Annotated in this window: 16 protein-coding genes; 8 read left to right on the top strand and 8 right to left on the bottom strand. The window is 36.1% G+C overall.

All coding sequences use genetic code 11. From position 1 onward, the window contains the following. Positions 1–30: 30 nt before the first annotated feature. From J7E44_RS04125 to J7E44_RS04105, 5 genes are all read right to left on the bottom strand, one after another. Complete coding sequence (locus tag J7E44_RS04125) at positions 31–1,299, bottom strand: glycoside hydrolase family 88/105 protein (RefSeq protein WP_214825882.1); 1,269 nt, start codon at positions 1,297–1,299, stop codon at positions 31–33. 122 nt (positions 1,300–1,421) lie between these two features. Then, the gene (locus tag J7E44_RS04120) at positions 1,422–2,837 is read right to left on the bottom strand and encodes a pectate lyase family protein (RefSeq protein ID WP_214825881.1); all 1,416 of its coding nucleotides are present in this window, start codon (positions 2,835–2,837) and stop codon (positions 1,422–1,424) included. Between the two features lie 40 nt (positions 2,838–2,877). Beyond that, positions 2,878–3,903, bottom strand: a complete 1,026-nt coding sequence (locus J7E44_RS04115; RefSeq protein ID WP_214825880.1) for a pectinesterase family protein — start codon at positions 3,901–3,903, stop codon at positions 2,878–2,880. An 80-nt stretch (positions 3,904–3,983) separates the two neighbouring features. Continuing rightward, positions 3,984–5,798: a RagB/SusD family nutrient uptake outer membrane protein gene (locus J7E44_RS04110; RefSeq protein ID WP_214825878.1), complete on the bottom strand. Its 1,815-nt coding sequence runs from the start codon at positions 5,796–5,798 to the stop codon at positions 3,984–3,986. 18 nt (positions 5,799–5,816) lie between these two features. Continuing rightward, positions 5,817–8,837 (bottom strand): SusC/RagA family TonB-linked outer membrane protein, encoded by a 3,021-nt coding sequence (locus tag J7E44_RS04105; RefSeq protein ID WP_214825876.1) that lies wholly within the window; start codon positions 8,835–8,837, stop codon positions 5,817–5,819. Between the two features lie 877 nt (positions 8,838–9,714). Here J7E44_RS04105 and kduI point away from each other — a divergent pair. The 8 genes from kduI (at position 9,715) to J7E44_RS04065 (ending at position 19,202) form a co-directional block, all read left to right on the top strand. After that, positions 9,715–10,551 (top strand): 5-dehydro-4-deoxy-D-glucuronate isomerase, encoded by an 837-nt coding sequence (gene kduI / locus J7E44_RS04100; RefSeq protein WP_214825873.1) that lies wholly within the window; start codon positions 9,715–9,717, stop codon positions 10,549–10,551. A gap of 7 nt (positions 10,552–10,558) precedes the next feature. Next, positions 10,559–11,341 carry a gluconate 5-dehydrogenase gene (locus J7E44_RS04095; RefSeq protein WP_214825871.1) on the top strand — a complete coding sequence of 261 codons (783 nt, stop codon included), beginning with the start codon at positions 10,559–10,561 and terminating at the stop codon, positions 11,339–11,341. Between the two features lie 18 nt (positions 11,342–11,359). Beyond that, positions 11,360–12,757, top strand: coding sequence for a glucuronate isomerase (gene uxaC / locus J7E44_RS04090; RefSeq protein WP_214825869.1), 1,398 nt, complete (start codon positions 11,360–11,362; stop codon positions 12,755–12,757). 9 nt (positions 12,758–12,766) lie between these two features. Beyond that, the gene (locus tag J7E44_RS04085; protein WP_214825867.1) at positions 12,767–13,774 is read left to right on the top strand and encodes a sugar kinase; all 1,008 of its coding nucleotides are present in this window, start codon (positions 12,767–12,769) and stop codon (positions 13,772–13,774) included. 2 nt (positions 13,775–13,776) lie between these two features. Further along, entirely contained in the window at positions 13,777–14,451 is a 675-nt protein-coding gene (locus J7E44_RS04080; RefSeq protein ID WP_214825860.1) for a bifunctional 4-hydroxy-2-oxoglutarate aldolase/2-dehydro-3-deoxy-phosphogluconate aldolase, read from the top strand. 135 nt (positions 14,452–14,586) lie between these two features. Beyond that, entirely contained in the window at positions 14,587–16,116 is a 1,530-nt protein-coding gene (locus tag J7E44_RS04075) for an MFS transporter (RefSeq protein ID WP_214825859.1), read from the top strand. After that, the gene (locus J7E44_RS04070) at positions 16,116–17,582 is read left to right on the top strand and encodes a tagaturonate reductase (protein ID WP_353050439.1); all 1,467 of its coding nucleotides are present in this window, start codon (positions 16,116–16,118) and stop codon (positions 17,580–17,582) included. Before J7E44_RS04075 ends, J7E44_RS04070 begins: the two co-directional genes overlap by 1 nt. Before the next feature lie 6 nt (positions 17,583–17,588). Then, a complete protein-coding gene (locus J7E44_RS04065; protein WP_214825858.1) occupies positions 17,589–19,202 on the top strand; it encodes a UxaA family hydrolase in 1,614 nt (537 codons plus the stop codon). An 87-nt stretch (positions 19,203–19,289) separates the two neighbouring features. On the opposite strand, the gene J7E44_RS04060 is transcribed toward J7E44_RS04065, so the two are convergent. The 3 genes from J7E44_RS04060 to xylA all read right to left on the bottom strand — a co-directional run bounded on the left by J7E44_RS04060 (position 19,290) and on the right by xylA (position 23,307). Continuing rightward, positions 19,290–20,318: a LacI family DNA-binding transcriptional regulator gene (locus J7E44_RS04060; protein ID WP_214825857.1), complete on the bottom strand. Its 1,029-nt coding sequence runs from the start codon at positions 20,316–20,318 to the stop codon at positions 19,290–19,292. A gap of 221 nt (positions 20,319–20,539) precedes the next feature. Then, positions 20,540–21,961 carry a D-xylose transporter XylE gene (xylE, locus tag J7E44_RS04055; RefSeq protein WP_214825855.1) on the bottom strand — a complete coding sequence of 474 codons (1,422 nt, stop codon included), beginning with the start codon at positions 21,959–21,961 and terminating at the stop codon, positions 20,540–20,542. A gap of 17 nt (positions 21,962–21,978) precedes the next feature. After that, positions 21,979–23,307 (bottom strand): xylose isomerase, encoded by a 1,329-nt coding sequence (gene xylA / locus J7E44_RS04050; RefSeq protein WP_214825852.1) that lies wholly within the window; start codon positions 23,305–23,307, stop codon positions 21,979–21,981. Positions 23,308–23,380 lie beyond the last annotated feature (73 nt).

The raw sequence follows: 23,380 nt of genomic DNA, 5'->3' as shown, positions 1-23,380 counted from the left end.
ATTCATTGTTTTGTGATCAGAATTCCTGCTTTAATTTTTAGAGTTTTCAAATTCTAAACTTGCCAGGATAAATGGGCCAGTTCCTTTTGCGTCGTTAGAGCGGATTTCTTCGTTTACGTAATATTCATAAGACCCATCTCTGTAAGGCGTTCCACCTAATCCTGCAACAGCACAGCATTTATTAAGATTTACAATACCGTTTTCATCTACAGAAATAAGATTTTTGATGATTCCATTATACCCTTTTTGAGCAGCTTTTTTATATGATTTTGGAAGGTAACCGTTGTTAACTGATTTTATCATTGTATATACAAACATTGAGGAAGCTGTTGCTTCGGTATAGTTTCCTTTTTCACCCGATTTATCCAAAACCTGATACCAAAGTCCACTATCTTTGTCTTGAACTTTAATTACGGCATCGCTGTAAGATTTTAAGTACGAAATTAATTTCGCTCTTCCAGGATGATCTTTTGGAAGAAAATCAAGAACATCTACCATTGCCATTCCATACCAACCCATTGCTCTTCCCCAGAAATTAGGTGATTGGCCGGTTTGTTTATCTGCCCATTTCTGTTCGCGACTTTCATCCCAGGCGTGATAAAGCAGACCTGTTTTTTTGTCCAGAAGGTTTTTCTGAATAAGATCAAATTGGTTTATAATATCGTCATAAGCTTTTGTAGCCTCTTCACCGTTCACAAAATCTTTGGTATAATGTGCATAAAACGGTTGACCCATATACAAACCATCGAGCCACATCTGGTTCGGATAGATTTTTTTATGCCAGAAACCGCCTTCTTTAGTTCGTGGTTGTCTGTCGATTTGGGAACGAAGCATCTGCAAGGCTTTTAGATACTTTTCTTTTTTCTCTTTTTCATAAAGATAAAGAAGTACATTTCCACTATTCAGAAGATCGATATTATATTTTTCCCGTTCATAAGTAAGGATGCTGCCATCTTCTTTTATCAACTTTTCACCAAAGCTGCTTACATAATTGTAATATTCTTTTTTGCCTGTTTTTTGGTACAGTTTTTCAGCACCGTCTAAAACTATTGCTGAAGGATAGGTCCATTTTGGACTTTTGCTGAAATCGAGCATCCAGGACTCTGGAAAACGGTTCATTTCAGAAAGTAACATTCTTTCAGACCAATTCAAATTTGTTGGAACAACTTTTCCAGACTGTGAAGCTGCATTTGATGATTTTAAGGCTGGTGTCGTTTTTGTTTGAGCACAGGCCAGGAACATTCCTGAGCCTAAGATTGCAACTGCATATATTTTTATCTTTTGATTAATAAAATTCATTGTAATTAAATTTTAAAGTTGATTGTTATTAAATACTTCTTCCATAGTCAAACTATTTATGATAAACTGAATCTTATAATACTTTTTATATAGCCGAATTTAACAAAGAGTTTTCATGGTTATTAGTTTTGTCCTTCGGTTATTTTTTCTACAATATCATTCATGTAAATTTCAATATTGTCGTAATTTTTATCTAAATCCCGTCCATTGGCATTGGCAATTTTTGGATTTATTTTATTTTTAATTTCCCATTCATCAGGCATTCCATCATTGTCTGAATCTGATAAATATTTTCCGGGTTTTAGATCTGGAAAACCACCCACATCGGTTTGAGAATCAATAATACCGTTAGTACTTCCTTTTGAACCCTTATAAGTAAAACTTCCATTTTTTATATCTTGCAAAACATGACGATCAATGGCATCTCTAACTAAACTCGCTCCTCCAAACTGCAGTGTTTTTTCGTAAGCTTCTTTTGCAGAATGGGTTTTTATATTATTCTCAATATCGTGTGGCTGATTGATTTTAATTGAATTTTTATCTTTATCCGTTAAATTGTAAGTAGGTTTCATTTGGGCAAAAACGCCTTCGGTCCAATTGTCTTTGGTAATTTCTGGATTCCCTTCCATTACATTTCCATTGATGTAGTATTTTCCCCAGATGTTATAAACTTCGGTCTGCGGTTTCTCGTTTTTATCGATAGCAGTAATTCGTTGCCTGGTCATTGTAGCAGGACCGGGTTTGTAGTAATTATTGATGAGATTCACGTTCATTCCTTCACCACCATAGATATTGTTGTGACCCCAATTGTAAATAACATTATTTCTGAAATCTGTAAGATCCGTTAGCGCAAATTTACTTCCGGCATATTCTCCTAATCTTGGATTTCTGCTATCATGATGTGCGTAAATATTATGATGAAAAGAAGCGAATTTTCCTCCGGCAATTCCACCATATCCATGTGCGCCTTTCTGATGAACAGAGTTTCTTAGGCTTTCTGCGATCAAACACCATTGGAGTGTTGTCTTTTCGTTGACGTAAATGGAAACTGTCTCATCCGTTGACCAGCTCATCGAGCAGTGATCTACGATTAGATTCTTTATGAATCTTGCTCCAAAAGCATCTCCTTCAAATTTCTTCTGATCACCCATCCTGAATCTCATGTACCGTATAATGACATTGTCTGCAGCTACAAAAGTTTCATAATTGGCTATAGTAATTCCATCTCCGGGAGCCGTTTGTCCTGCAATAGTAACATTACCTTCTTTTATTCTGAGTGGAGATTGAAGATAAATGGTTCCTCCGGTTTTAAAAACAATATATTTTGGACCTTTCTGATTCAATGCATATCGCAAAGTTCCATCTGATCCGTCATCAGTCGTCTTAGTTACAAAATATACTTTTCCACCACGACCCCCAGTTGTATATTGTCCGAAACCTTCTGCTCCGGGGAAACTCAATACATTTTGAGCATCAACTAAAATCTGAATACTACATACAATTCCTATCGTCAATATTTTTGTTAAATGCTTTTTCATGATCGAAAGATTTCTTTGGGGTTGATGGTTTGGTTTAAAATTATTTGAGATCCTTTTGTACTCTCCAGTTATCTTTTCCTTTGAGAACATAGTCTCTTGTATAGTTTTTTCTTTCAGCTTTGGTCAGCTGATGAGACCACGAAACTCTTTTTGAAGCATTTGCTCCATTTCCTTTAGAATTATATTCTGCATAAAAAGTTGTTTTCTCTGCCTCCGGTTTGTTCCAATTATGCCAACCTTCTGGTTTTATGGTTGAATCAATTGTACAATCGATATAGACAGTTTTAGCAAAGGGTCTCCATGGTCTACCCAGATATACTGAATGTTCTACTGCATGACCAGTTATTTTGCAGTTGATGAAAACGAAGCCATAAGCATTTTCCTGTGGAGTAGAGGCAGCGGTTACATAGCTGGCACTTTCTTTTGAATAGATTGTACAATTTTCAAAAACAGCTGTTCCTGCACCGAAAATATAGTCTGTTGTACCTTCGATATAACAGTTTTTAAAATAATTTCGGGAAATTTTTCCCTTGGCACCCGCTGGTACATCCTGCATTCCTTTAAGATAAAGCGTATCCTGAAATCCTAAAAATTTACAGTTTTCAAAAGTAATTCGGTCACCACCTGTCAGAACTGCCACTGCCTGACCTACTTTTCCTGAGCTGTTTTCAAAAGAAATACTTTTTGCTGTAAAGTCATTGGAAAAAATAAAGATCGTAGAAGAACCGGTAGTTCCTATCTCTTTACCTTCAGAATTCTTTTTTGAGGCATAATCATTATATGTTATAATGGTATTTTCCGGGTTTTCTCCCTCCATTACGATTGCTCCTTTGGTTTCCGGAATGATAATTTTCTCTTTGTAAATTCCTGGTTTGAGAATGATTACAGTCTTCGCAGATAATAGATTTGAAGTGGCGTCAACTGCTTCTTGTATGGTCGTGAAATCACCCTTTCCGTCCTTTGAAACCACAAACGTCTGATGAGTGGTTTTGAAAGAAAGAATGCATATTAAAACTATTAAAACCAATATTAGTTTTATATTTCGCTGACAATTAAACATTTTCATATCTATTTTACATTTAAAAATACAGACTCGCTTCCGGAGAAGAAAGCCTGTACTCCTGTTAATATAAATGTATATTGTTACTAGTACCCATAATCCTGGGTAAGATTGTAGTTTGATTGAATGATATCACTGTAGATAGGCAGTAGTTCTCTTTTATTAGGTTGGAAATACTGCGCAAAACCTTTTACGGGATCACTTATATAAGTCTGCAGAACGGAAGCTCTCCATGCAATTTTTGTATATCCTGCAGGAGTTGCATCCTGTGAAGGAATGTAAAAAACTTCTGATTTATCCGATACTGTAGAATAAATATCAATATCAGTGATATTTTGCTGAGCCGTTTTGGTAGGATCATAAGGAGATTTCTTATAATACATGTTTAAAGGAACATTAGCATAAGCTCCGGTTCCATTCATAAAGTCAGTAAGTTTCTGTCTGGTCTCCGTAATTTTAGCATCTAAAAGATTCCAGCGGATGAGATCATACTTTCTGATTCCTTCACAACCCAATTCCAATAATCTTTCTTTTACAATAGCATTAAAAAATCCTGCTTTATCGGTAGGTATAGCTCCCACCTGATCTAAGTTCCCGGCATAGGCTCTGTTTCTAACCAGTTTTAAAGCATTTAGAGCTTCTTGTGAAGGAGCGCCGTGAATTTCATTGTCTGCCTCAGCAAACATTAATAATACATCTGAAAAACGGATCATAGGCCAGTCTATAGCTAAATTTTGAGAAGGGCCGGTCACGTTAGTCCATGACTTTCTGTATTTTGAATCCGTAAACGAAATTGCTGTTACCAATTCTGCCTGGTTGGAGTTATTTACTTTAAAAATTCCCACATTCATATCCCTTCTTAAATCATATTTACTGAATTCGTAGAAGTATACAGGAAGGGCGTTGATCCCGCCGCCACCTTTCCATGAGGAATTATCATCATGCTTCAAACCATTATAGTATCCAATTTTACTATCTGTTCTCGCGTTACCTCCAAATGCTCCAACAGCGAAGATTACTTCATTGGTAGCATCCTGAGTGTTATTGTGTAGAGCTTTGAAAACAGCTTGATAGCTTGGGTTTAAACTATGTTCTCCCGTATGGTTCATAATATCTCTACACTCATCATAAGCAATCTGATAGTATTTTTGAGGGTTAGAACCTTGTGCCATCTGCTGGGGATTTCTTCTTAAAGAATATCCGGCCCTTGCCAGCGCAATTCTTGCTCTAAGACCTTTTACAGCTCCCTTAGAAATTCTTGCTGAATTTGTACCTTCTTCGGATCTCCATGGTACTAAATTACCTGCTTTGGCAAGGTCATCAATGATTCTTTCATATATAACATCTCTATCAGTCTTTGCAAGATAAATACTTTCCATATCTGCAGAAGGCTTATCCTGGAAAGGAACATCACCCCAGTTTTTGATCAGGTCATAGTAGAACTGTGCTCTGAGAGTGAGAGCTTCGCCAAGATAACGATCCATTTGTTTTTTCTCGGCAACAGATCCTGTTTTATAAACAGGAGATAAGGGAATGTTTTTAATACAAAGATTAGCACGCTCTATTCCTGAGTATAATTTTAAGAATGGTTTATTAAGTTCTGAATTTGTGGTACATGCTCCAAATGTAGCAATCCCTCTTCTGTCATTACAGTTATAGTCTCCCGATGTTCGGAAATCATCACTGGAATGAGGATAAATTAGTGCTAATCTCTGCCCATAACCATCATCACCTGCTAATTGACTATACGCTCCAACCAAAGCAGTGAATGTATCTGCAGTACTGTCAAACTGTTGCGCTTCAGATACACTTGAGAGGTTTTCGGCATCCAGAAAATCGTCGCATGAATTAAAAGTAAGTGAGGCAACGACACAACTTAAAATTAATATTGTTTTTTTCATGTCTATTTTTTTATTCAATTAAAAGGTGATATCAACTCCCGTTAAAATAAATCTGCTGCGAGGATAAGCGGCATAATCTACACCCGGAGTCAGAGGATTTCTCCTCGTACTTGCTTCAGGGTCATATCCTGAATATCCTGTAATGGTAAATACATTATTAACAGTGGCATAAATTCTTAGATTTTTAATAAATGCGCTTTCCAGTGCCCCTTTTGGAAGGGTATATCCGATCGTAAGGTTATTTAATCTTAAGAAAGAGCCATCTTCAATAGCATAAGAATGCAGAATATAGTTACCGGATGGGGGAGTCCACATTGTTGTATTGGCATTCAATGCAGCTAATGCAGCAGGATCTGTAACTTTTACACCGTCTGGCCCAAACCATTTCCATCGGTCAGCCACTTCAGCAAGCATATTGTTATCTCTATATTGAAACTGTGTTGAAAACTCAATTTTATTGGCATTATACACTTTATTTCCTACAGAGAAATTAAAGAATAAACTCATATCCCAGTTTTTGTACCGGAAAGTCTGATTGAACCCTCCAAAGAACTTAGGCTGGGAACTGCCCAAATCAGTCTGGTCATCTGTAGTGATCTGACCGTCACCGTTAATATCTCTAAGTTTCAAGTCACCTGGCTGTACTGCTTTAGAACCTAGTGCAATAGCACTGTTACTTGGGATTCCAGCTTTTAATGTATATACATGAGTTGAAGGGTTATAGTCGAAATCATTGAGCTCATATCTTCCTTCCGTTACATATCCGTAATAAGTTCCGATAGGGTTACCCACCTTTACGATAAAGTCATATAAACTGTTTACCCATCCTGAAGCAGCAAGATAATAACTATTACTTGCAGAGGCGTTGGAACCTAAACTTTTGATCACATTTCTATTGGCAGAAATGTTGAAGTCTGTCTTCCATGAGAAGTTTTCTTTATTAATGAGAATTCCTCCCATGGTAAATTCAATACCTTTATTCTGAGTTTTCCCTGAATTCTGATACTGATATTCATATCCTGAGGTCTGAGGAATTTTAGCTAAGATTAAAAGATCTTTAGTGTCTGTAATATATGCATCCACACTACCATATAATCTGCCCTTGAAAAAACCAAAGTCAATACCTATGTTTTTAGATACCGTTGCCTCCCATTTTACATTTTGATTTTTCAACGTGTTTCCTGTCGTTGCTCCTGGAGTTACACCACTTCCGAAAGTGTATCCATAATCAGTAGAAGTGGTAAAGAATGTATCATACAGGAATGCGGGAATTCTGTTGTTTCCTGCTAAACCATATCCAAAACGCAGCTTAAGTTCTTCCAGCCACTCTTTATCCTTAAGGAAATTTTCCTGTTTAAGCTTCCATGCTAATGAGAGGGCAGGAAAGGTTCCCCATCTGTTTTTTGGGGCAAAGACATTTGTTCCGTCTGTTCTTATGGAAAGGGTGGCTATATATTTATTATCGAAAATATAGTTGGCCCGTCCAAAAAATGAAACCAATCGGTCCGGTGCCAGCGCAGCTGTTCTAGGGGCATCCTGAATCATTCCTGATGGTGGGATGGCGGACTGGATGTTAGCAAATGCTTCATTAGGCAAAATAGAACTCGGTAGCCATTTTACATATGTATTGGAAGATTCACCGTCTGTCTGAACAGTTTCTTCACCCAATAGTAAATCGATTTTATGATTTCCGAATTTTTTTGTGTAATTTAATGTATTGGTGTTCGTGATTCTCCTGGTTTGAGATCTGGTTAACTGTACAATAGGCTGGTTATTATTAGCTCTTGCATCGTTTGTAATGCTTCCCCAGAATTGATCAACAGCATTGTCTTTTTGTACATATCCTATGACCGATCGGAAGGTAAGATCTTTTGTAATATTATAATTAAAGTAAGCGTTTAACAATAAGTCGTTTGTGCTGTTATTTCTTACTTCACTGTCATTAAGAAGAAGAGGATTAACAAGATTGGTATTTGTTGCATAATTAGGATCAAAGTCGTCTACAGGAACATTGCTTCCGCCCTCAAAAGGCTGGTATCTTACTGCATTTCTCAACCTGTTGGTTCCTTGTGACCCGGATGCTGAAGTTCCTGCACCCGAAATTAGGGATCGGCTGTATCTGGTGTTAAATCCTATCTTAACCTTCTTACTTACATCATAATCATATTTAAAATTGGCCATGCTTCTTCTAAAACCTGAATTAAGCATAATTCCGTCTTCTTCTACATGATTTAGCGTTAATGAAAATGCTGATTTATCAGAACCGCCTGTAATATTGATATTGTGGGTAAAGTTGAAGGCTTCTTTTCCAAAAAGTTCTTTTTGCCAATCTCTTTTTTTGATGGAGCCATACTTATCCGCAAGTTGGTCATAGGTTCCATATCTTGCGTCAAAAATGTCTTTGTCACTCTGAATATCTCCTTTATAATAAAGTTCATACTGATACATTACAAAGTCCTGTGGGCTTAATACAGGAATTTGATTCATAATCTTTCTAACTCCAGTATATCCACTGTAGTTAATAGAGGTTGCTGCTCTTTTACGACCACCTTTTGTGGTGATTAGAACAACACCATTGGCACCTCTGGCTCCATAGATCGAAGTGGAAGCAGCATCTTTCAGTACCTCAATTGATTCGATTTCTTTAGGAGATAGAATAGACAATGCATTATCCATCTGGATTCCATCTACGATATATAAAGGAGAATTGCTTTGTGTAATAGAAGTTCCACCTCTTACCTTGATATCTACCTCTGCTCCTGGTGAACCCTCACTTGCCGTAATCTGTACACCAGCTACTCTTCCCTGAATGGCCTCTGCAGCATTGTTTACAGGCATATCCTTCATATCTTCAGCCTTTACTGAGCCTACAGCATTGGTAACGTCTTTCTTAGAAACTTTGGTATATCCTACCAAAACCACTTCATCGATTTTGGTTTCCTTTTCTTTATTCTTTTCTTTTTCTTGAGCCAGACCAAGGACCGGAAGTAGAAAAACAGTTAAATATAACCACTTTATAGATTGTACTCTTTTATCCATTTTGTATCCTTATAGTTTTAATTCTTGGTTGAAATTCTTTTCAATCTTTTGTTTGTTTGGATTTTTTGTAAGTATTCTATAAATGAAGTGACCGATATTTTAATAAACATACGCGTTAATGAGTGCAATCGATTGCGTAATTATTTATTAAAAATATCTAGGCTCCTAAACTAATATTATTTTCCAATATGCAAAGAAAAAAATATTATTTTTCTGTTAAATTCTTTTTTTTAATTGTTAATATTAATTATAATAATGCATAAATTACGTAATTAAATGATTGATTATTAGTAATTTAAATATTATATATTATTTCGATTAAAATTTAGGGTAAGTGAAATTCAGGCAGTATTTTTCTATTTAAATTTTATTATTTCTTTAAAGAATACTTCATTTTAGACAGTAGAAATTTCCCAAAAATGATACTTAGAAGTTGTTTTTTTTCCATTTTTCTGATTTTTATCACATTTTTTTGAACCATACAAAACGAGTTTTTGCTTAATAATAAATAAATCACGAAATAGTCTTACTATTATTATATAAATGCTATTATTATTGGTAATTTAATATTGTAAGTTAATCATTATTATAATACACCATTTGGCTTAAAAATTAAAATAGGATTCTATTTTAGGGAATTGAAATCATTGGATTATAGTAATTTGCCTAATGATTTTATTGGAATAATTGTTTTTATATTGTTGATTTACAGTTGTTTTTTAATTAAATGTATTTTTTTGTTTACTAATTAAATAATAATTATATATTTATCGACAAGTATTTCTATCAAATGTAAGTGTAATTTAATGCAATCGATTACGCAATGTTTAACTAGTTTTATTAAAACCATAAAAAGAAAGTATAAAAAAAAGAAAGTATGACGCAATCAGAATTTCGATATGCCCACCATCCTGAAGATGTTAAAAAGTACACAACTGAAGATTTAAGGAGGGAGTTTTTAATCGATGATTTATTTAATGAAGATCAGATAAAATTAGTCTATTCTATGTATGACAGACTGATTGTAGGTGGAATACAACCTTTATCGAAGTCCTTAAAACTTGAACCAACAGATGATTTGAAAGCAGAATATTTTCTTGACAGAAGAGAGTTAGGAATTATCAATGTTGGCGGAAAAGGAAAAGTAACAGTAGATGGTGAGGTATATGAGCTTATGAATAAAGAAGCCTTGTATGTTGGGAAAGGGGCAAAAGAAGTGATTTTTGAAAAATCGGGTGATGAACAACCTTATTTTTATATCAACTCTGCTCCGGCACATCATTCTTATATGACAAGAAAAATAACGAAGAGCGAGGCTGAGATTGTGGAACTAGGGGAGGAAAAATACGCTAACAGACGTACGATAAACAAACTGATTGTTAATAGCGTCCTTCAAACATGTCAGCTTCAAATGGGAATGACTGAACTTCACCCTGGAAGTGTTTGGAATACAATGCCTGCACATACTCATACCAGAAGAATGGAAGCATATTTCTATTTCGATCTGCAGGAAGATCAAACGGTAAGTCATTTCATGGGGCAACCTGATGAGACACGTCATATTTTTATGAAAAACCGTCAGGCTGTTTTATCCCCGGAATGGTCTATCCACTCTGGAGTTGGAACTTCTAATTATACTTTTATCTGGGGTATGGCCGGTGAGAATATGGACTATGGCGATATGGATGGTATCAAAACTAACGAACTAAAGTAATTTTCCAATGAATTTATTTGATTTATCCGGTAAGGTAGCAGTCGTTACAGGGGCTACTCACGGATTGGGAATGGCAATGGCTGAAGGCTTAGCTTCTGCAGGGGCGGAACTGGCCATCACAAGTACAACGCCTTCAAAGTTAGAGGAAGCTTTAAATTATTATCGCGAAAAAGGATATCATGCAACGGGTTATCTTTTTGATGTAACAGACAAACTTGAGGCTGCTCAGAAGGTAGCGCTTATGATTGCTACACATGGGAAGATTGATATCCTTGTGAATAATGCAGGAATCATCAAACGTATTCCGGCGATTGATATGGATATTGAAGATTTTAGAAAGGTAATCGATGTAGATCTTACAGGTCCTTTTATCATGTCACAACTCGTTGGTAAGCATATGATCAAAAGGAAATCCGGAAAGATCATTAATATATGCTCAATGATGAGTGAGCTTGGCCGGGATAATGTAGTGGCGTATGCTTCAGCAAAAGGAGGGCTTAAAATGCTTACAAAAAATCTGGCAACAGAATGGGCGAAGCACAATATTCAGGTAAATGGAATTGGCCCGGGATATTTTGCAACATCACAGACAGAGCCAATCAGAGAAGACGGGCATCCTTTCAATGATTTTATCATTAGCAGAACTCCGGACGGAAGATGGGGAAACCCTGAAGACCTTGCAGGGACAGCTATTTTCTTAGCTTCCGATGCGAGCAGATTTATCAACGGCCAGATCATTTATGTGGACGGTGGTATTCTGGCGACTATCGGGAAACCTGCAAATGAGTAATAACAGAATTAAACTACAATGAAATCCTTTATAACAGATCAATTTTTACTACAAAATAAATACGCTGAAGAGTTATATTTTAACTATGCAGAAAAGTTACCGATCATCGATTATCATAATCATCTGATCCCTAAAGATATTGCAGAAAACACTGCGTTTGAGAATATTTCTAAAGTCTGGATTGCCGGAGACCATTATAAATGGAGAGCTATGCGTACCATGGGAGTGAATGAAAAGTTCATTACAGGAGATGCTTCTGACAAAGAAAAATTTGAAGCATGGGCAAAAACAGTGCCTTACACATTAAGAAATCCATTGTATCACTGGACACATCTGGAATTGAAACGTTATTTTGGGATCGATGAACTTCTTAACGAAGATAATGCAGGTGAAATTTATGAAAACGTTACCGCACAATTACAGACTCCTGAAAAATCAACAAGAGGTCTGTTAAAAATGATGAATGTAGAATCTTTATGTACAACCGAAGATCCTACAGATATTTTAAATTACCATCAGGAAATAGCAAAAACCGATTTCAGTATTAAAGTAAGTACAGCCTTTCGTCCTGACAAAGCTATTTTGATTGAAAACCACAATTTCGCGGACTATCTGGCCAAACTCGGACAATCGGCAGGAATTACAATCGATTCCTATCAAAGCCTTTGTGATGCTTTATTAAAAAGAATTGAATACTTCCACGCAAATGGTTGCAGATTATGTGATCACGGATTGAATAATATTTCTTTTGAAGAATTTACAGATGCTGAGATCAATACAATTTTCAGTGATAAGTTATCAGGAAAAGTGATTGCCGGAAAGCAGGTCAATCAATTCAAAACAGCGATCTTATTATTTTTAGGTGAAACCTATCATCAATTCGGATGGGTTCAACAGTTCCACCTTGGCGCTTTGAGGAATAATAACGAACGTATGCACAGGGTTTTAGGACCTGATACAGGCTGGGATTCTATCGGAGATTTCGTTCAGGCTGAAGCACTGTCTAAATTCCTGAATACGCTGGATGGAAAAGATAAGCTGGCTAAAACGATTCTTTATAATCTAAATCCTGCCGATAATGAAATTTTTGCAACAATGATCGGAAATTTCAATGATGGCAGTGTGAAAGGAAAGGTACAATTCGGTTCCGGATGGTGGTTTCTGGATCAGAAAGATGGAATGGTAAAGCAGATGAATGCCCTTTCAAATATGGGACTTATAAGCTGTTTTGTAGGAATGCTGACAGACTCGAGAAGTTTTCTTTCTTATCCGAGACACGAATATTTCAGAAGGGTATTGTGTAATCTTTTCGGCGAAGAAATGAAGAACGGTGAATTGCCGGATGATATTGAGCTTATTGGAAGAACGGTTTCAGATATCTGCTATCATAACGCTAAAAATTATTTTGATTTTTAAAGTGAAATTATGAGCAGTAAAATAGTCACATTCGGTGAAGTAATCATGAGACTTTCACCTCCCGGAAATAAAACTATGAAGCAGAGCTCTGAAATGGAATTCTATTTCGGAGGTACGGAGCTTAATGTTGCTTCATCACTGGCAACTTTAGGTTGTGATGTAAAGCATATCAGCAATGTTTCTGATGATTTTGTGGGTGAATCTGCAATTTCTTTCATTAAAAGTTTTGGGATTGATACTTCGTTTATCAATACAAACGAGCATCCTCTGGGATTATATTTTCTTGAAGTAGGCTCGTCGGTTCGTGCAAGTAGAATTACTTACAATAGACACCATGGTTCTTTTTCTCATATAAAACCAGAACAGGTTGACTGGAAAAAAGCCTTGGAAAGCTGTGAATTTTTTCACTGGACGGGTATTAGTCCTGGGATTTCTGAAGGAGCGTATGAAACTTTGAAAGAAGGTTTAAAACTAGCCAGGGAAATGGGTATTCAGATCACAACCGATCCAGCCTATCGCTCAAACCTTTGGAAATACGGCAAAAATGGAAATGAAATTTTAAAGGAGCTGGTTTCCTATTCCACGATTTTTATTGGTGGTGTAAATGAAATCAACGAAATTTTAGATACTCAGTTTTCAACAGATCAGAAAGGCTTCATTGAAGCTTGTAAAGAATTAAAAAAACAAATTCCTTCTATTCATAGGATTTTCGACAAAGTAAGAATAGGTGTTACGGCAAGCTCTCAGCAAACGCAGGGAAGAGCCTGGGTTGAAGAAACTTATTTTGAAACTGAACTTTTAGAAGTAAGCCCGGTGGTTGACAGAATAGGAACCGGAGATGCTTTTGCAGCAGGCCTGATTTACGGATTGTTAAATTTCGATGATGAAAAGGCATTGAAATTTGCCAATGCAGCCTGTGCTATCAAGCATACTATTTTGGGAGATACCAATTACTGCAGTGCAGAAGATATTTTGGAAGTAATGAACGGAAATTCTGGTGGAAGAATAAAAAGATAATTATGGCAAGATTTACACGTATAGACGTTGCGTTAAAAGCTAGAGAAACGGGAGTTGTTCCTGTCTTTTATCATGCTGATGCCGAGATAGGCAAGAAAATTTTAAAAGCATGCTACGATGGTGGAGCTCGTGTTTTTGAATTTACGAACAGGGGGGATTATGCACACGAAGTTTTTACCGAACTTACAAAATATGCAGCCAAAGAACTTCCTGAGATGATTTTAGGGGTAGGTTCAGTGGTAGATGCCGGAACAGCCTCGCTGTATATTCAGTCCGGAACCAACTTCATTGTTTCCCCTTTATTGAATGTAGATATAGCAAAAGTATGTAACAGGAGAAAAATTTCCTGGATGCCAGGCTGCGGGTCAGTTTCTGAAATTTCCTATGCTGAAGAGTTGGGTGCTGAAATTATTAAAATATTTCCTGCATCCCAGGTGGGAGGACCGGAATTCATCAAAGCAGTAAAAGGACCGATGCCGTGGTCAAATATTATGCCTACAGGTGGAGTTCTTCCGACAAAGGAAAACCTTACAGAATGGATATCTGCCGGAGCGTATTGCGTGGGTCTGGGTTCACAGTTGTTTGTAAAAAATAATGACGGAACGTATGATTACGGGAAAATTACAGACGTTGTGAAAAGCTCAATTGAACTCATCAAAGAATTAAGATCGTTTTAAAACAATTCTTAATACCGGTTTAAACGGAAAAGGTTTAATCGAATAAAAATTCTTAGTTAAAAATAGCTTGGAAGGGTATTTTATACCCATTTTGTTTTTAAAATTAATAAAAAATCAATACTATTAAAGATTGATATGAAAAAAGAAGTATCCTCTAAACCTACTGGTTTTAGATGGACAATATGTTTTTTATTGTTCATTGCCACTACCATTAATTATATGGATAGGCAGGTATTATCATTAACTTGGAAAGATTTTATCGCTCCGGAATTTCATTGGAACAATAATGATTACGGAAATATCACCGCATTATTCTCCATTTTCTATGCAGGAAGTATGCTTTTTGCAGGAAAATTTGTTGATTGGATGGATACGAAAAAAGGCTTCCTTTGGGCAATTGCTATTTGGTCTGTAGGTGCTTGTTTACATGCATTTTGTGGGATTGCCATATCTGGTATTCTTACCGGAAGCTGGTTCGTAGGATTTAGAGAATCTAAAGAAATTATAGGAACAGTAGATAATGTCTCAACTGTAATCAGTACCAGCGTAACCTTATTTATTTTTGCACGTTTTGTATTAGCAGTTGGAGAAGCAGGAAATTTTCCAGCGGCAATTAAAACAACGGCAGAATATTTTCCTAAAAAAGACAGGGCTTTAGCGACAAGTATATTCAATGCAGGAGCGACAGTGGGAGCTTTAGCTGCACCCATTACTATTCCTTTTATAGCAAAATCGATGGGCTGGGAGTGGGCATTTATTATCATCGGAGCTTTAGGTTTTTTATGGATGGGATTGTGGATATTCTATTATAAAAAACCCCATGAGCATCATAAGGTTAATGAACATGAACTAGTGTATATCCAGCAGGATCAGGATGATGAATCCAATGTGGATTCAAATATTCCTGAAAAGATATTTTCTTTTAAAGAATGTTTCAGTTATAGACAAACCTGGGCATTTGCTTTCGGAAAATTTATGACTGACGGAATCTGGTGGTTCTTCTTATTTTGGACACCTGCTTATCTAAGCTCTGTCTACAAAATGGACAGTACCCAAAGTGCATTGCCCCTGTTTGTATTGTACATGATTACACTGTTTTCAATTATTGGCGGGTGGCTTCCTAAATATTTCGTGGAAAAAAGAGGGATGAATGCTTACACAGGAAGAATGAAAGCCATGCTAATTTTTGCATTTTTCCCTCTGCTGGCGCTTTTTGCTCAACCTCTGGGCTCTATAACCTATTGGATTCCGGTTGTGATTATCGGGATAGCAGGTGCGGCTCATCAGGCCTGGTCAGCAAATATCTTCTCGACAGTAGGCGATATGTTTCCCAAAAAAGCCATTGCTACGATTACCGGAATAGGTGGAATGGCAGGTGGTATTGGTTCATTTTTAATTAATAAATCTTCTGGGGTACTGTTCGATCATGCTCATAAGGCATGGACAACCATTAATGGAACTCCATTACTGGAACTATATCCAGAATACGTCAATCAACGTTTACCGGAAGGTTTTTTTGAACAGTTGGAAAAGTCAGGAGCCATTGTATCAGACGGAATAGATAAAGGATATATGATTATTTTTTCAGTATGTGCAGTAGCTTATCTGATTGCATGGAGTGTAATGAAAGCATTGGTTCCTAAATATAAAGTAATAAGTAAATAATGATGGAAAGACAGTTAAAACAAAAATTAAACCGTGAATTGCTGGATTCTCAAGAAAAACTTCCTATAAAGATTGTACAGTTTGGAGGTGGAAATTTCATGCGGGGATTTACAGATTACGTAATTGATAAGTTAAATAAAGAGAAAGATTTTAATGCTGGAATAGTAAATGTTCAGCCCACAGTGGGGGGGGCTGTTCATAAACTGGAAGAACAGGGTAATTTATATACACTTTTCTCAAGAGGAGTAAAAAAAGGAAAAATTATTGATACCAAACAGGTGGTTTCTGCGATTCAAAAATCGATCAATCCTTATACAAATTATGATGAATTCTTAGCACTGGCAAAAGAAGAAGAATTAGAATTTATTTTTTCAAATACGACAGAGACAGGAATCACATATGATGAATCGGAAACCGGTTATCAAGGACCACACAAGAATTTTCCCGCAAAATTAACCGTTTTACTTCATGAAAGATTTAAATATTTCAGCGGAGATACAGAAAAAGGACTTCGGATTATTCCTTGCGAACTGATTGAAGATAATGCATTTGCTTTAAAAAAAATTGTTTTAAAGTATGCTGATCTATGGAATTTAGGAGAAGGTTTTATAAAATGGATTGAACAAAATAATTATTTTCACAATACATTGGTGGACCGAATTGTTCCAGGATATCCAAAGGATGATTTAGAAACTTACGAAAGTCAATTGGATTACGAAGATCAGATGATGGTGGTCTCAGAAATATTTTTGCTTTGGGTGATCCAGGATGCTGGAAATTTGAAGGAGAGAATTCCTTTTGATAAAATTGACGAACAGATATTGGTGGTAGATGATATCCAGCCATACCGTTTAAGAAAAGTCAGGATACTGAACGGAGGCCACAGTTTGATGTTAGCTCCAGCTATTTTATCTGGCAAGGAGACGGTAAAAGAATCTATAGATGATGAGTTTATAGGCCGATTTTTAACCGAAACTATATCAAATGAAGTTAATCCTACTTTAGGGTTAGATGAAATTGAATTGAAAGAATTTGCAGAAGAGGTTTTCGACCGGTTCAGAAATCCTTTCATCAAGCATTATCAGGCAAGTATCGCTTTATATTTTGTTTCTAAATTTAAAGTGAGAATTGTTCCGAGTATCTTAAAATATTTTGAGATCAATAACAGATTACCGTTGAACCTAATTTTTTCTTTAGCGAGTTTAATCAGATTCTATCAGGGAAGTTATGGTGAAAAAACACTGCCGTTGAACGATGAGGAATTCATTATAAACAGATTCAAAGAAATCTGGAAAAATGAAGATTATGAGATAGTTGCTGAATTGGCACTTAGTGAAACTCATTTCTGGGATATTGATCTTACTAAAGTTCAGGGTTTAAAATCAGCGGTAGCAAAAGCATTATGGGAAATCGATCATAATGATATTGAAACTGCTTATAAAAACTTTATCAAATTTAATTCTTAAGAAATTATGCAAAAGAAAGTACTGAAAGTAAATCCCGTGGATAATGTAGCAGTGGCGTTGGTAGATTTAACGGAGGGGGAAACTGTTACTTTGGGTAATCTTACTTATGATATTGTAAAAAATACAAAGGCAAAACATAAATTCGTGACCGAAGATCTTGCAATTGGAGATGCGATCATTATGTATGGTGTTCTCGTGGGAAAAGCCAACCTTCCTATTCAGAAAGGTGAAGTTATCACTACGGAAAATGTAAAACATCAAAGTGCAAAAGTTGAAGGGAAAACGGAAATAACTCCATGGACCGCTCCGGATATTGAAAAATGGAAAGACAAAACATTCAATGGTTATCATAGAGAAGACGGACAGGTTGGGACATCTAATGTATGGCTTTTCTTTCCACTGGTTTTTTGTGAAAACAGAAATATCGAAATCTTAAAGGAAGTTTTTGAAAAAGAGCTTTTGTTTGAAAAAGTAACAAAGCATCAGTTATTATTAAGATCATTGGTGAATAACTCTGAAACTGAAACTGCTATTGAAGATGAAAAGGACTCGCGGATTTTTAAAAATATTGATGTTAAATTTATCACCCATCAGGGTGGTTGTGGTGGTATTCGTCAGGATGCAGAAGCTTTGGGGCGACTATTGGCAGGCTATGTTAAAAATCCGAACGTAGCCGGAGCTACCGTTTTGAGTCTTGGGTGCCAGAATTTACAGGTTGATTTATTTAAAGAAGCTTTAGAAAAAATAAGTCCGGATAACAAAAAGCCTATTATTGTTTACGAACAACAAAAATCAGGAACTATAGATGAAATGCTGAATGGTATCATCAAAGATTCTTATGAAGCAATAAAACAGGCCAATGAAATCCAAAGGTTGCCCGCACCTCTTTCAAAACTTGTTCTGGGATTGGAATGTGGCGGCTCAGATGGTTTCTCAGGGATTTCCGCGAATCCGGTTTTAGGACAATTATCAGATTTAATGGCCGGAATCGGTGGTTCCACCATTCTTTCCGAATTTCCCGAACTGTGTGGAGTAGAGCAGGAGCTGGTTAACCGTTGTGTGAATGAAAAAGATGCTGAAAGATTTTTAACATTAATGCAGGATTTTGAAAAATCAGTTGTTGCTGCAGGATCAGGCTTTGATATGAATCCTTCACCTGGAAATATTAAAGATGGATTGATAACAGATGCTATGAAATCAGCAGGAGCAGCTAAAAAAGGAGGTTCATCTCCGATTCAGGATGTTCTTGATTTCACAGAGTATATTGAAAAACCGGGGCTGAATTTATTATGTACTCCCGGAAATGATGTAGAATGTACCACAGCACTTGTGGGATCCGGTTCAAATATGGTTTTATTTACTACAGGTCTCGGAACGCCTACTGGAAACCCTGTTGTACCTGTTGTTAAAATTTCTTCCAATACATCACTTTCTGAAAGGATGCCCGATATCATCGACTTTAACACCGGAGACATAATTACCGGTGAAAAAACAATTGATGAAAAAGCTGAAGAATTATTAGAATTTATAATTGAAGTAGCCAGTGGTGAAGTAAAAACAAAAGCTGCTATTTTAAATCAGAATGATTTTATTCCCTGGAGAAGGGGAGTTTCTTTATAAAATTTTAATTGTAAATAATAGATAACAAAAGAGTTCAATATAGTATTGAACTCTTTTGTTATTTTGGAGAAAATAGAGGCTTTAAAGCTATTTCCTTTTAGAAGATTTTCTGATATAGAGCTGAGGTGCTAAAACCACCTTTTTTTCTATGGAAACACCTGATCCATTTTCTTTTACACTTTCAATAAATACCTGTCCTGCCATTTTTCCCATTATGAGTGGAGTTTGGTCTACGGAACTCATTGGAAGCTCCATAAACTGAGTAAAGGGCTCATTAGAAAATCCTATAACCGCAACTTCTTCAGGAATTTTTATTTTGCGTTTTTTTAATTCCTGACAGGCTCCCAATGCAGCAAAGTCACTGGAAGAAAAGATAGCATCTGGAACCGACTTTTTGTCCCATAGTTTTTTAATAGCATCAATTCCTGCATCAATTGCACTTCCGGTAGAAATGATATTATCTTCTTTTATTTGGAACTTATGGTCAATTAATGCCTGTTTATAACCGTTAAGACGGTTTTGATAGATCTCAAGGTTAAGATCTCCGGCAAAATGACAAATATTTTTATATCCTTCTTTGATCAGATGTTCTGTCGCCATATAACCACCACGGTAGTCATCAATTGTTACTGTACTTATTCCCGGAATATCTTTTTTCCTGTCAAAGAATATAATCGGCGTATTGCTGGTATCTAAAATACTCTGAATATGCTCCGTATTAATGGTTGTTTTTGAAACAGACATAAATATTCCATCTACCTGGGCATTCAATAAAGTATTGAGATGTCTTTTTTCAATAGTAACATCTTCATGACTCTGACAGATGATTACATGGTAACCATGTGGAGAAAGTTCTTCTTCAATGCCGCGAATTACAGATGAGAAAAAATTAGTATTGATATAAGGAACAATAATCCCTACGTTTTTTGTTTCTCCGCTTTTAAGAGCTTTGGCAAGATTATTCTGCTTATAATTCATTTCTTTAGCGGTTTTCTTTACCAAATCTTTTGTTGCCTGGCTGATTCTCGGATGATCATTAAGTGCTCTGGAAACAGTAGCCACACTCACATTAAGCTTCTTTGAAATGTCATATATTGTGGCACTTTTTTTATTCATAAATGTTTTTTTTCTGCTGTTTTTTCTATATCAAAATGATATACATCGTTGACGTAAATTTAATCAAATTATGTCTAATCACTAGGAAATAAAATGTATTTTATACTTAAAATAAAATTAAACTATTCCATAGACTATCATGGATTAAATAATCATATTATAATAATTTTGTTAAAAACAAAGAAGTAGAAAATTGTAATTAAAAAAATGTCTAGCAAAGTTTATTTTTGCCATATTTTCTCTATTTCTTCTAGCGATTTACTCTTGGTTTCCGGGACCCATTTCCAAACGAAAAGAAGAGAAAGAACACTCATTACTCCATAAAATCCATAAGTAAAAGCTCCGCTGAACTCCATCATAAAAGGATAGGTAGATGAAATAAGATAGTTAGCTGCCCATTGTGCCGCTACGGCAATAGCTATTGCACTTCCCCTTATTTTATTCGGAAAAATCTCAGAAATCAGAACCCAGCATATCGGCCCCCACGACATCATAAAAGAAGCAGTATAAACAATGATAAATATCAAAGTGGCAATACCAATGATATGGAAATAGGAAAAAATAGCAATCGCAAACATGCCTATGGCCATACCTACTGATCCAATAATGAGAAGAGGTTTTCTTCCCCATTCATCGACAGTAAAAATTGCAATAACTGTAAAAACTACATTCACCAGTCCCATCACTACAGTCTGCAGCATAGAGGCATCCTTATGAACACCCATGCTTTCGAAAATACGGGGTGCATAATAAAGAGCTACATTAATCCCTACAAACTGCTGAAAAACGGAAAGTAAAATTCCAATAATGATTACTGTTTTTCCAAAAGAAAAAATGTCACTTTTATGTTCTGCAACAGTCCCTTTTATTTCCGAAAATATTTCTTTTCCACGTTCCTGGCCGTTTATTTTTGTTAAAATTTTAAGTGCCTCCTCGTCTTTATTGATAAAAGTGAGATAGCGTGGCGTTTCCGGAACAAGAAATAATAAAATTCCAAATAAGGCAGCCGGGATGGTTAGTGATAAAAACATATATCTCCAACCGATCTGGTTGATCCATTCAATACTTTTCCCGTCAGCAATTCCCCAATTGACAAAATACACAACAAGCATTCCGAAAATGATGGCAAACTGATTTAAAGAAACCAGTCTTCCACGAATTTCAGCTGGTGCAATTTCCCCAATATACATTGGACATACTGCTGAAGCAAGACCGACTCCAATCCCACCTATAATTCTGTAAAGATTGAAAGCCAATAAAACACCCATCGAAGTTTCTCCTTTCTTAAAGAATAAAAACTCTGGATAGGCAGCTCCCAAAGCACTTATAAAAAACAGAAATGCAGCAAGCATTAAAGCTTTCTTCCTGCCTAACCGTGTGGAGATAAGTCCTGAAATTGCTCCTCCGATTATACATCCGATTAAAGCACTGGAAATGGTGGCTCCATGTGCCAATGAGCTTAATCCCAGAGGAGTAACTAAATGTTCTTGTATTGATTTTTCTGCTCCTGAAATCACTGCCGTATCATAACCAAACAAAAGCCCGCCCAAAGTGGCTACTAGTGTAAGCATAGTAACATACACCATATTGATTTCCGCCTTAGATCCTGAAGAATATTGCGGACCGGAATCTATTATTTGCATAATTTCATTAGTTTTAATTATAAATATTGATTAATCAAGCTCTCCAGATATTCCTGTTTACCACTTTCTCTGCCTACTTCTCCAAGTCCTTCAGCATGTGAAGCCAGATCAGCAAGTGATAATTTTCCTTCTTCAAAATCTTTCCCTTTACCGCCATCGAATGATGAATATCTATTTTTTCTGATTTCGGAATACTTTGATTTTTCTAAAATAGTATCGGCTGCCATAAAAGCTCTTGCAAAATTGTCCATTCCACTGATATGAGCGATGAAAATATCCTCCAGATCCGTAGAATTTCTTCTGATCTTAGCATCGAAATTTACACCTCCCCCCTGAAGACCTCCAGCCTGGATGATCACCAACATCGCCTGAGTCATTTCATATAAATCAACAGGAAATTGGTCTGTATCCCAGCCGTTCTGATAATCTCCGCGATTGGCGTCAATGCTTCCCAGTACATTGTTATCTGCAGCAACCTGCAGCTCATGTTCGAATGTATGTTGTGCTAAAGTAGCATGGTTCACTTCAATATTCAGTTTAAAGTCAGCCAACAGATCATATTGACGAAGGAAATTTAAACATGTTGCTGCATCAAAATCATATTGGTGTTTTGTAGGTTCCATTGGTTTGGGTTCGATGAAAAATGTTCCTTTAAATCCTTGGGAACGAGCATAATCTTTTGCCATATGTAAAAATTTTGCCATATGCTCCTGCTCACGTTTCATATTGGTATTCAATAATGACATATAGCCTTCGCGACCACCCCAAAAAACGTAATTTTCACCACTTAATTTAATAGTTGCATCCAAAGCATTTTTTACCTGTCCTCCAGCGTAGGCTAACACATCAAAAGAAGGATTTGTTGCAGCACCATTCATGAATCTGGGGTTAGAAAAACAGTTCGAAGTTCCCCATAATAATTTTATCCCTGAAGCTGACTGCTTTTCTTTGGCATAATCTGTTATAAATTCTAATCTTTTTGTTGACTCTTTGAAATTTCCTGCCTCATCAATTAAATCATAATCATGGAAACAGTAGTAAGGAACACCTAATTTTGTGAAAAATTCGAAGGCTGCATCCATTTTTTCGACAGCTCTTTGTTTTGCATCTGATGCTGTGAGCCAGTCAAAATGTTGCGTTCCCACCCCAAAAGGATCTCCTCCTGTGGCACAGAATGTATGCCAATAAGCTGTAGCAAATTTGAAATATTCTTTCATGGTCTTTCCACGAACTACTTTGTTTTCATCATAATATTTAAATGCCAGGGGATTATCAGATTTCTTTCCTTCAAACTGGATTTTTCCGATTCCTTTAAAATACTCTTTGTTGCCTGTTGTAATTGCCATTGATCTGTTTTTTAGTTTAAAATTTATTGTATTCATTTAATGCAATCGATTGCATTAAATGAATCAAGAATTT

It is taken from the genome of Chryseobacterium sp. ISL-6 (genome assembly GCF_018613715.1).
GTDB classification, from domain to species: Bacteria; Bacteroidota; Bacteroidia; order Flavobacteriales; family Weeksellaceae; genus Chryseobacterium; species Chryseobacterium paludis.
The sequence above is the reverse complement of the archived record's forward strand: the minus strand, read 5'-3'. Positions and strand labels throughout refer to the sequence as shown.

What these genes read in the sequence shown, in the direction of transcription:
- J7E44_RS04115 (WP_214825880.1), bottom strand. Translation starts at nt 3,903, where the DNA reads ATGAAAATGTTTAATTGTCAGCGAAATATAAAACTAATATTGGTTTTA.
- J7E44_RS04065 (WP_214825858.1), top strand. Translation starts at nt 17,589, where the DNA reads ATGCAAAAGAAAGTACTGAAAGTAAATCCCGTGGATAATGTAGCAGTG.
- xylE (WP_214825855.1), bottom strand. Translation starts at nt 21,961, where the DNA reads ATGCAAATAATAGATTCCGGTCCGCAATATTCTTCAGGATCTAAGGCG.
- xylA (WP_214825852.1), bottom strand. Translation starts at nt 23,307, where the DNA reads ATGGCAATTACAACAGGCAACAAAGAGTATTTTAAAGGAATCGGAAAA.
- J7E44_RS04095 (WP_214825871.1), top strand. Translation starts at nt 10,559, where the DNA reads ATGAATTTATTTGATTTATCCGGTAAGGTAGCAGTCGTTACAGGGGCT.
- J7E44_RS04070 (WP_353050439.1), top strand. Translation starts at nt 16,116, where the DNA reads ATGATGGAAAGACAGTTAAAACAAAAATTAAACCGTGAATTGCTGGAT.
- J7E44_RS04085 (WP_214825867.1), top strand. Translation starts at nt 12,767, where the DNA reads ATGAGCAGTAAAATAGTCACATTCGGTGAAGTAATCATGAGACTTTCA.
- J7E44_RS04110 (WP_214825878.1), bottom strand. Translation starts at nt 5,798, where the DNA reads ATGAAAAAAACAATATTAATTTTAAGTTGTGTCGTTGCCTCACTTACT.
- J7E44_RS04120 (WP_214825881.1), bottom strand. Translation starts at nt 2,837, where the DNA reads ATGAAAAAGCATTTAACAAAAATATTGACGATAGGAATTGTATGTAGT.
- uxaC (WP_214825869.1), top strand. Translation starts at nt 11,360, where the DNA reads ATGAAATCCTTTATAACAGATCAATTTTTACTACAAAATAAATACGCT.
- J7E44_RS04075 (WP_214825859.1), top strand. Translation starts at nt 14,587, where the DNA reads ATGAAAAAAGAAGTATCCTCTAAACCTACTGGTTTTAGATGGACAATA.
- J7E44_RS04080 (WP_214825860.1), top strand. Translation starts at nt 13,777, where the DNA reads ATGGCAAGATTTACACGTATAGACGTTGCGTTAAAAGCTAGAGAAACG.
- J7E44_RS04105 (WP_214825876.1), bottom strand. Translation starts at nt 8,837, where the DNA reads ATGGATAAAAGAGTACAATCTATAAAGTGGTTATATTTAACTGTTTTT.
- J7E44_RS04125 (WP_214825882.1), bottom strand. Translation starts at nt 1,299, where the DNA reads ATGAATTTTATTAATCAAAAGATAAAAATATATGCAGTTGCAATCTTA.
- J7E44_RS04060 (WP_214825857.1), bottom strand. Translation starts at nt 20,318, where the DNA reads ATGAATAAAAAAAGTGCCACAATATATGACATTTCAAAGAAGCTTAAT.
- kduI (WP_214825873.1), top strand. Translation starts at nt 9,715, where the DNA reads ATGACGCAATCAGAATTTCGATATGCCCACCATCCTGAAGATGTTAAA.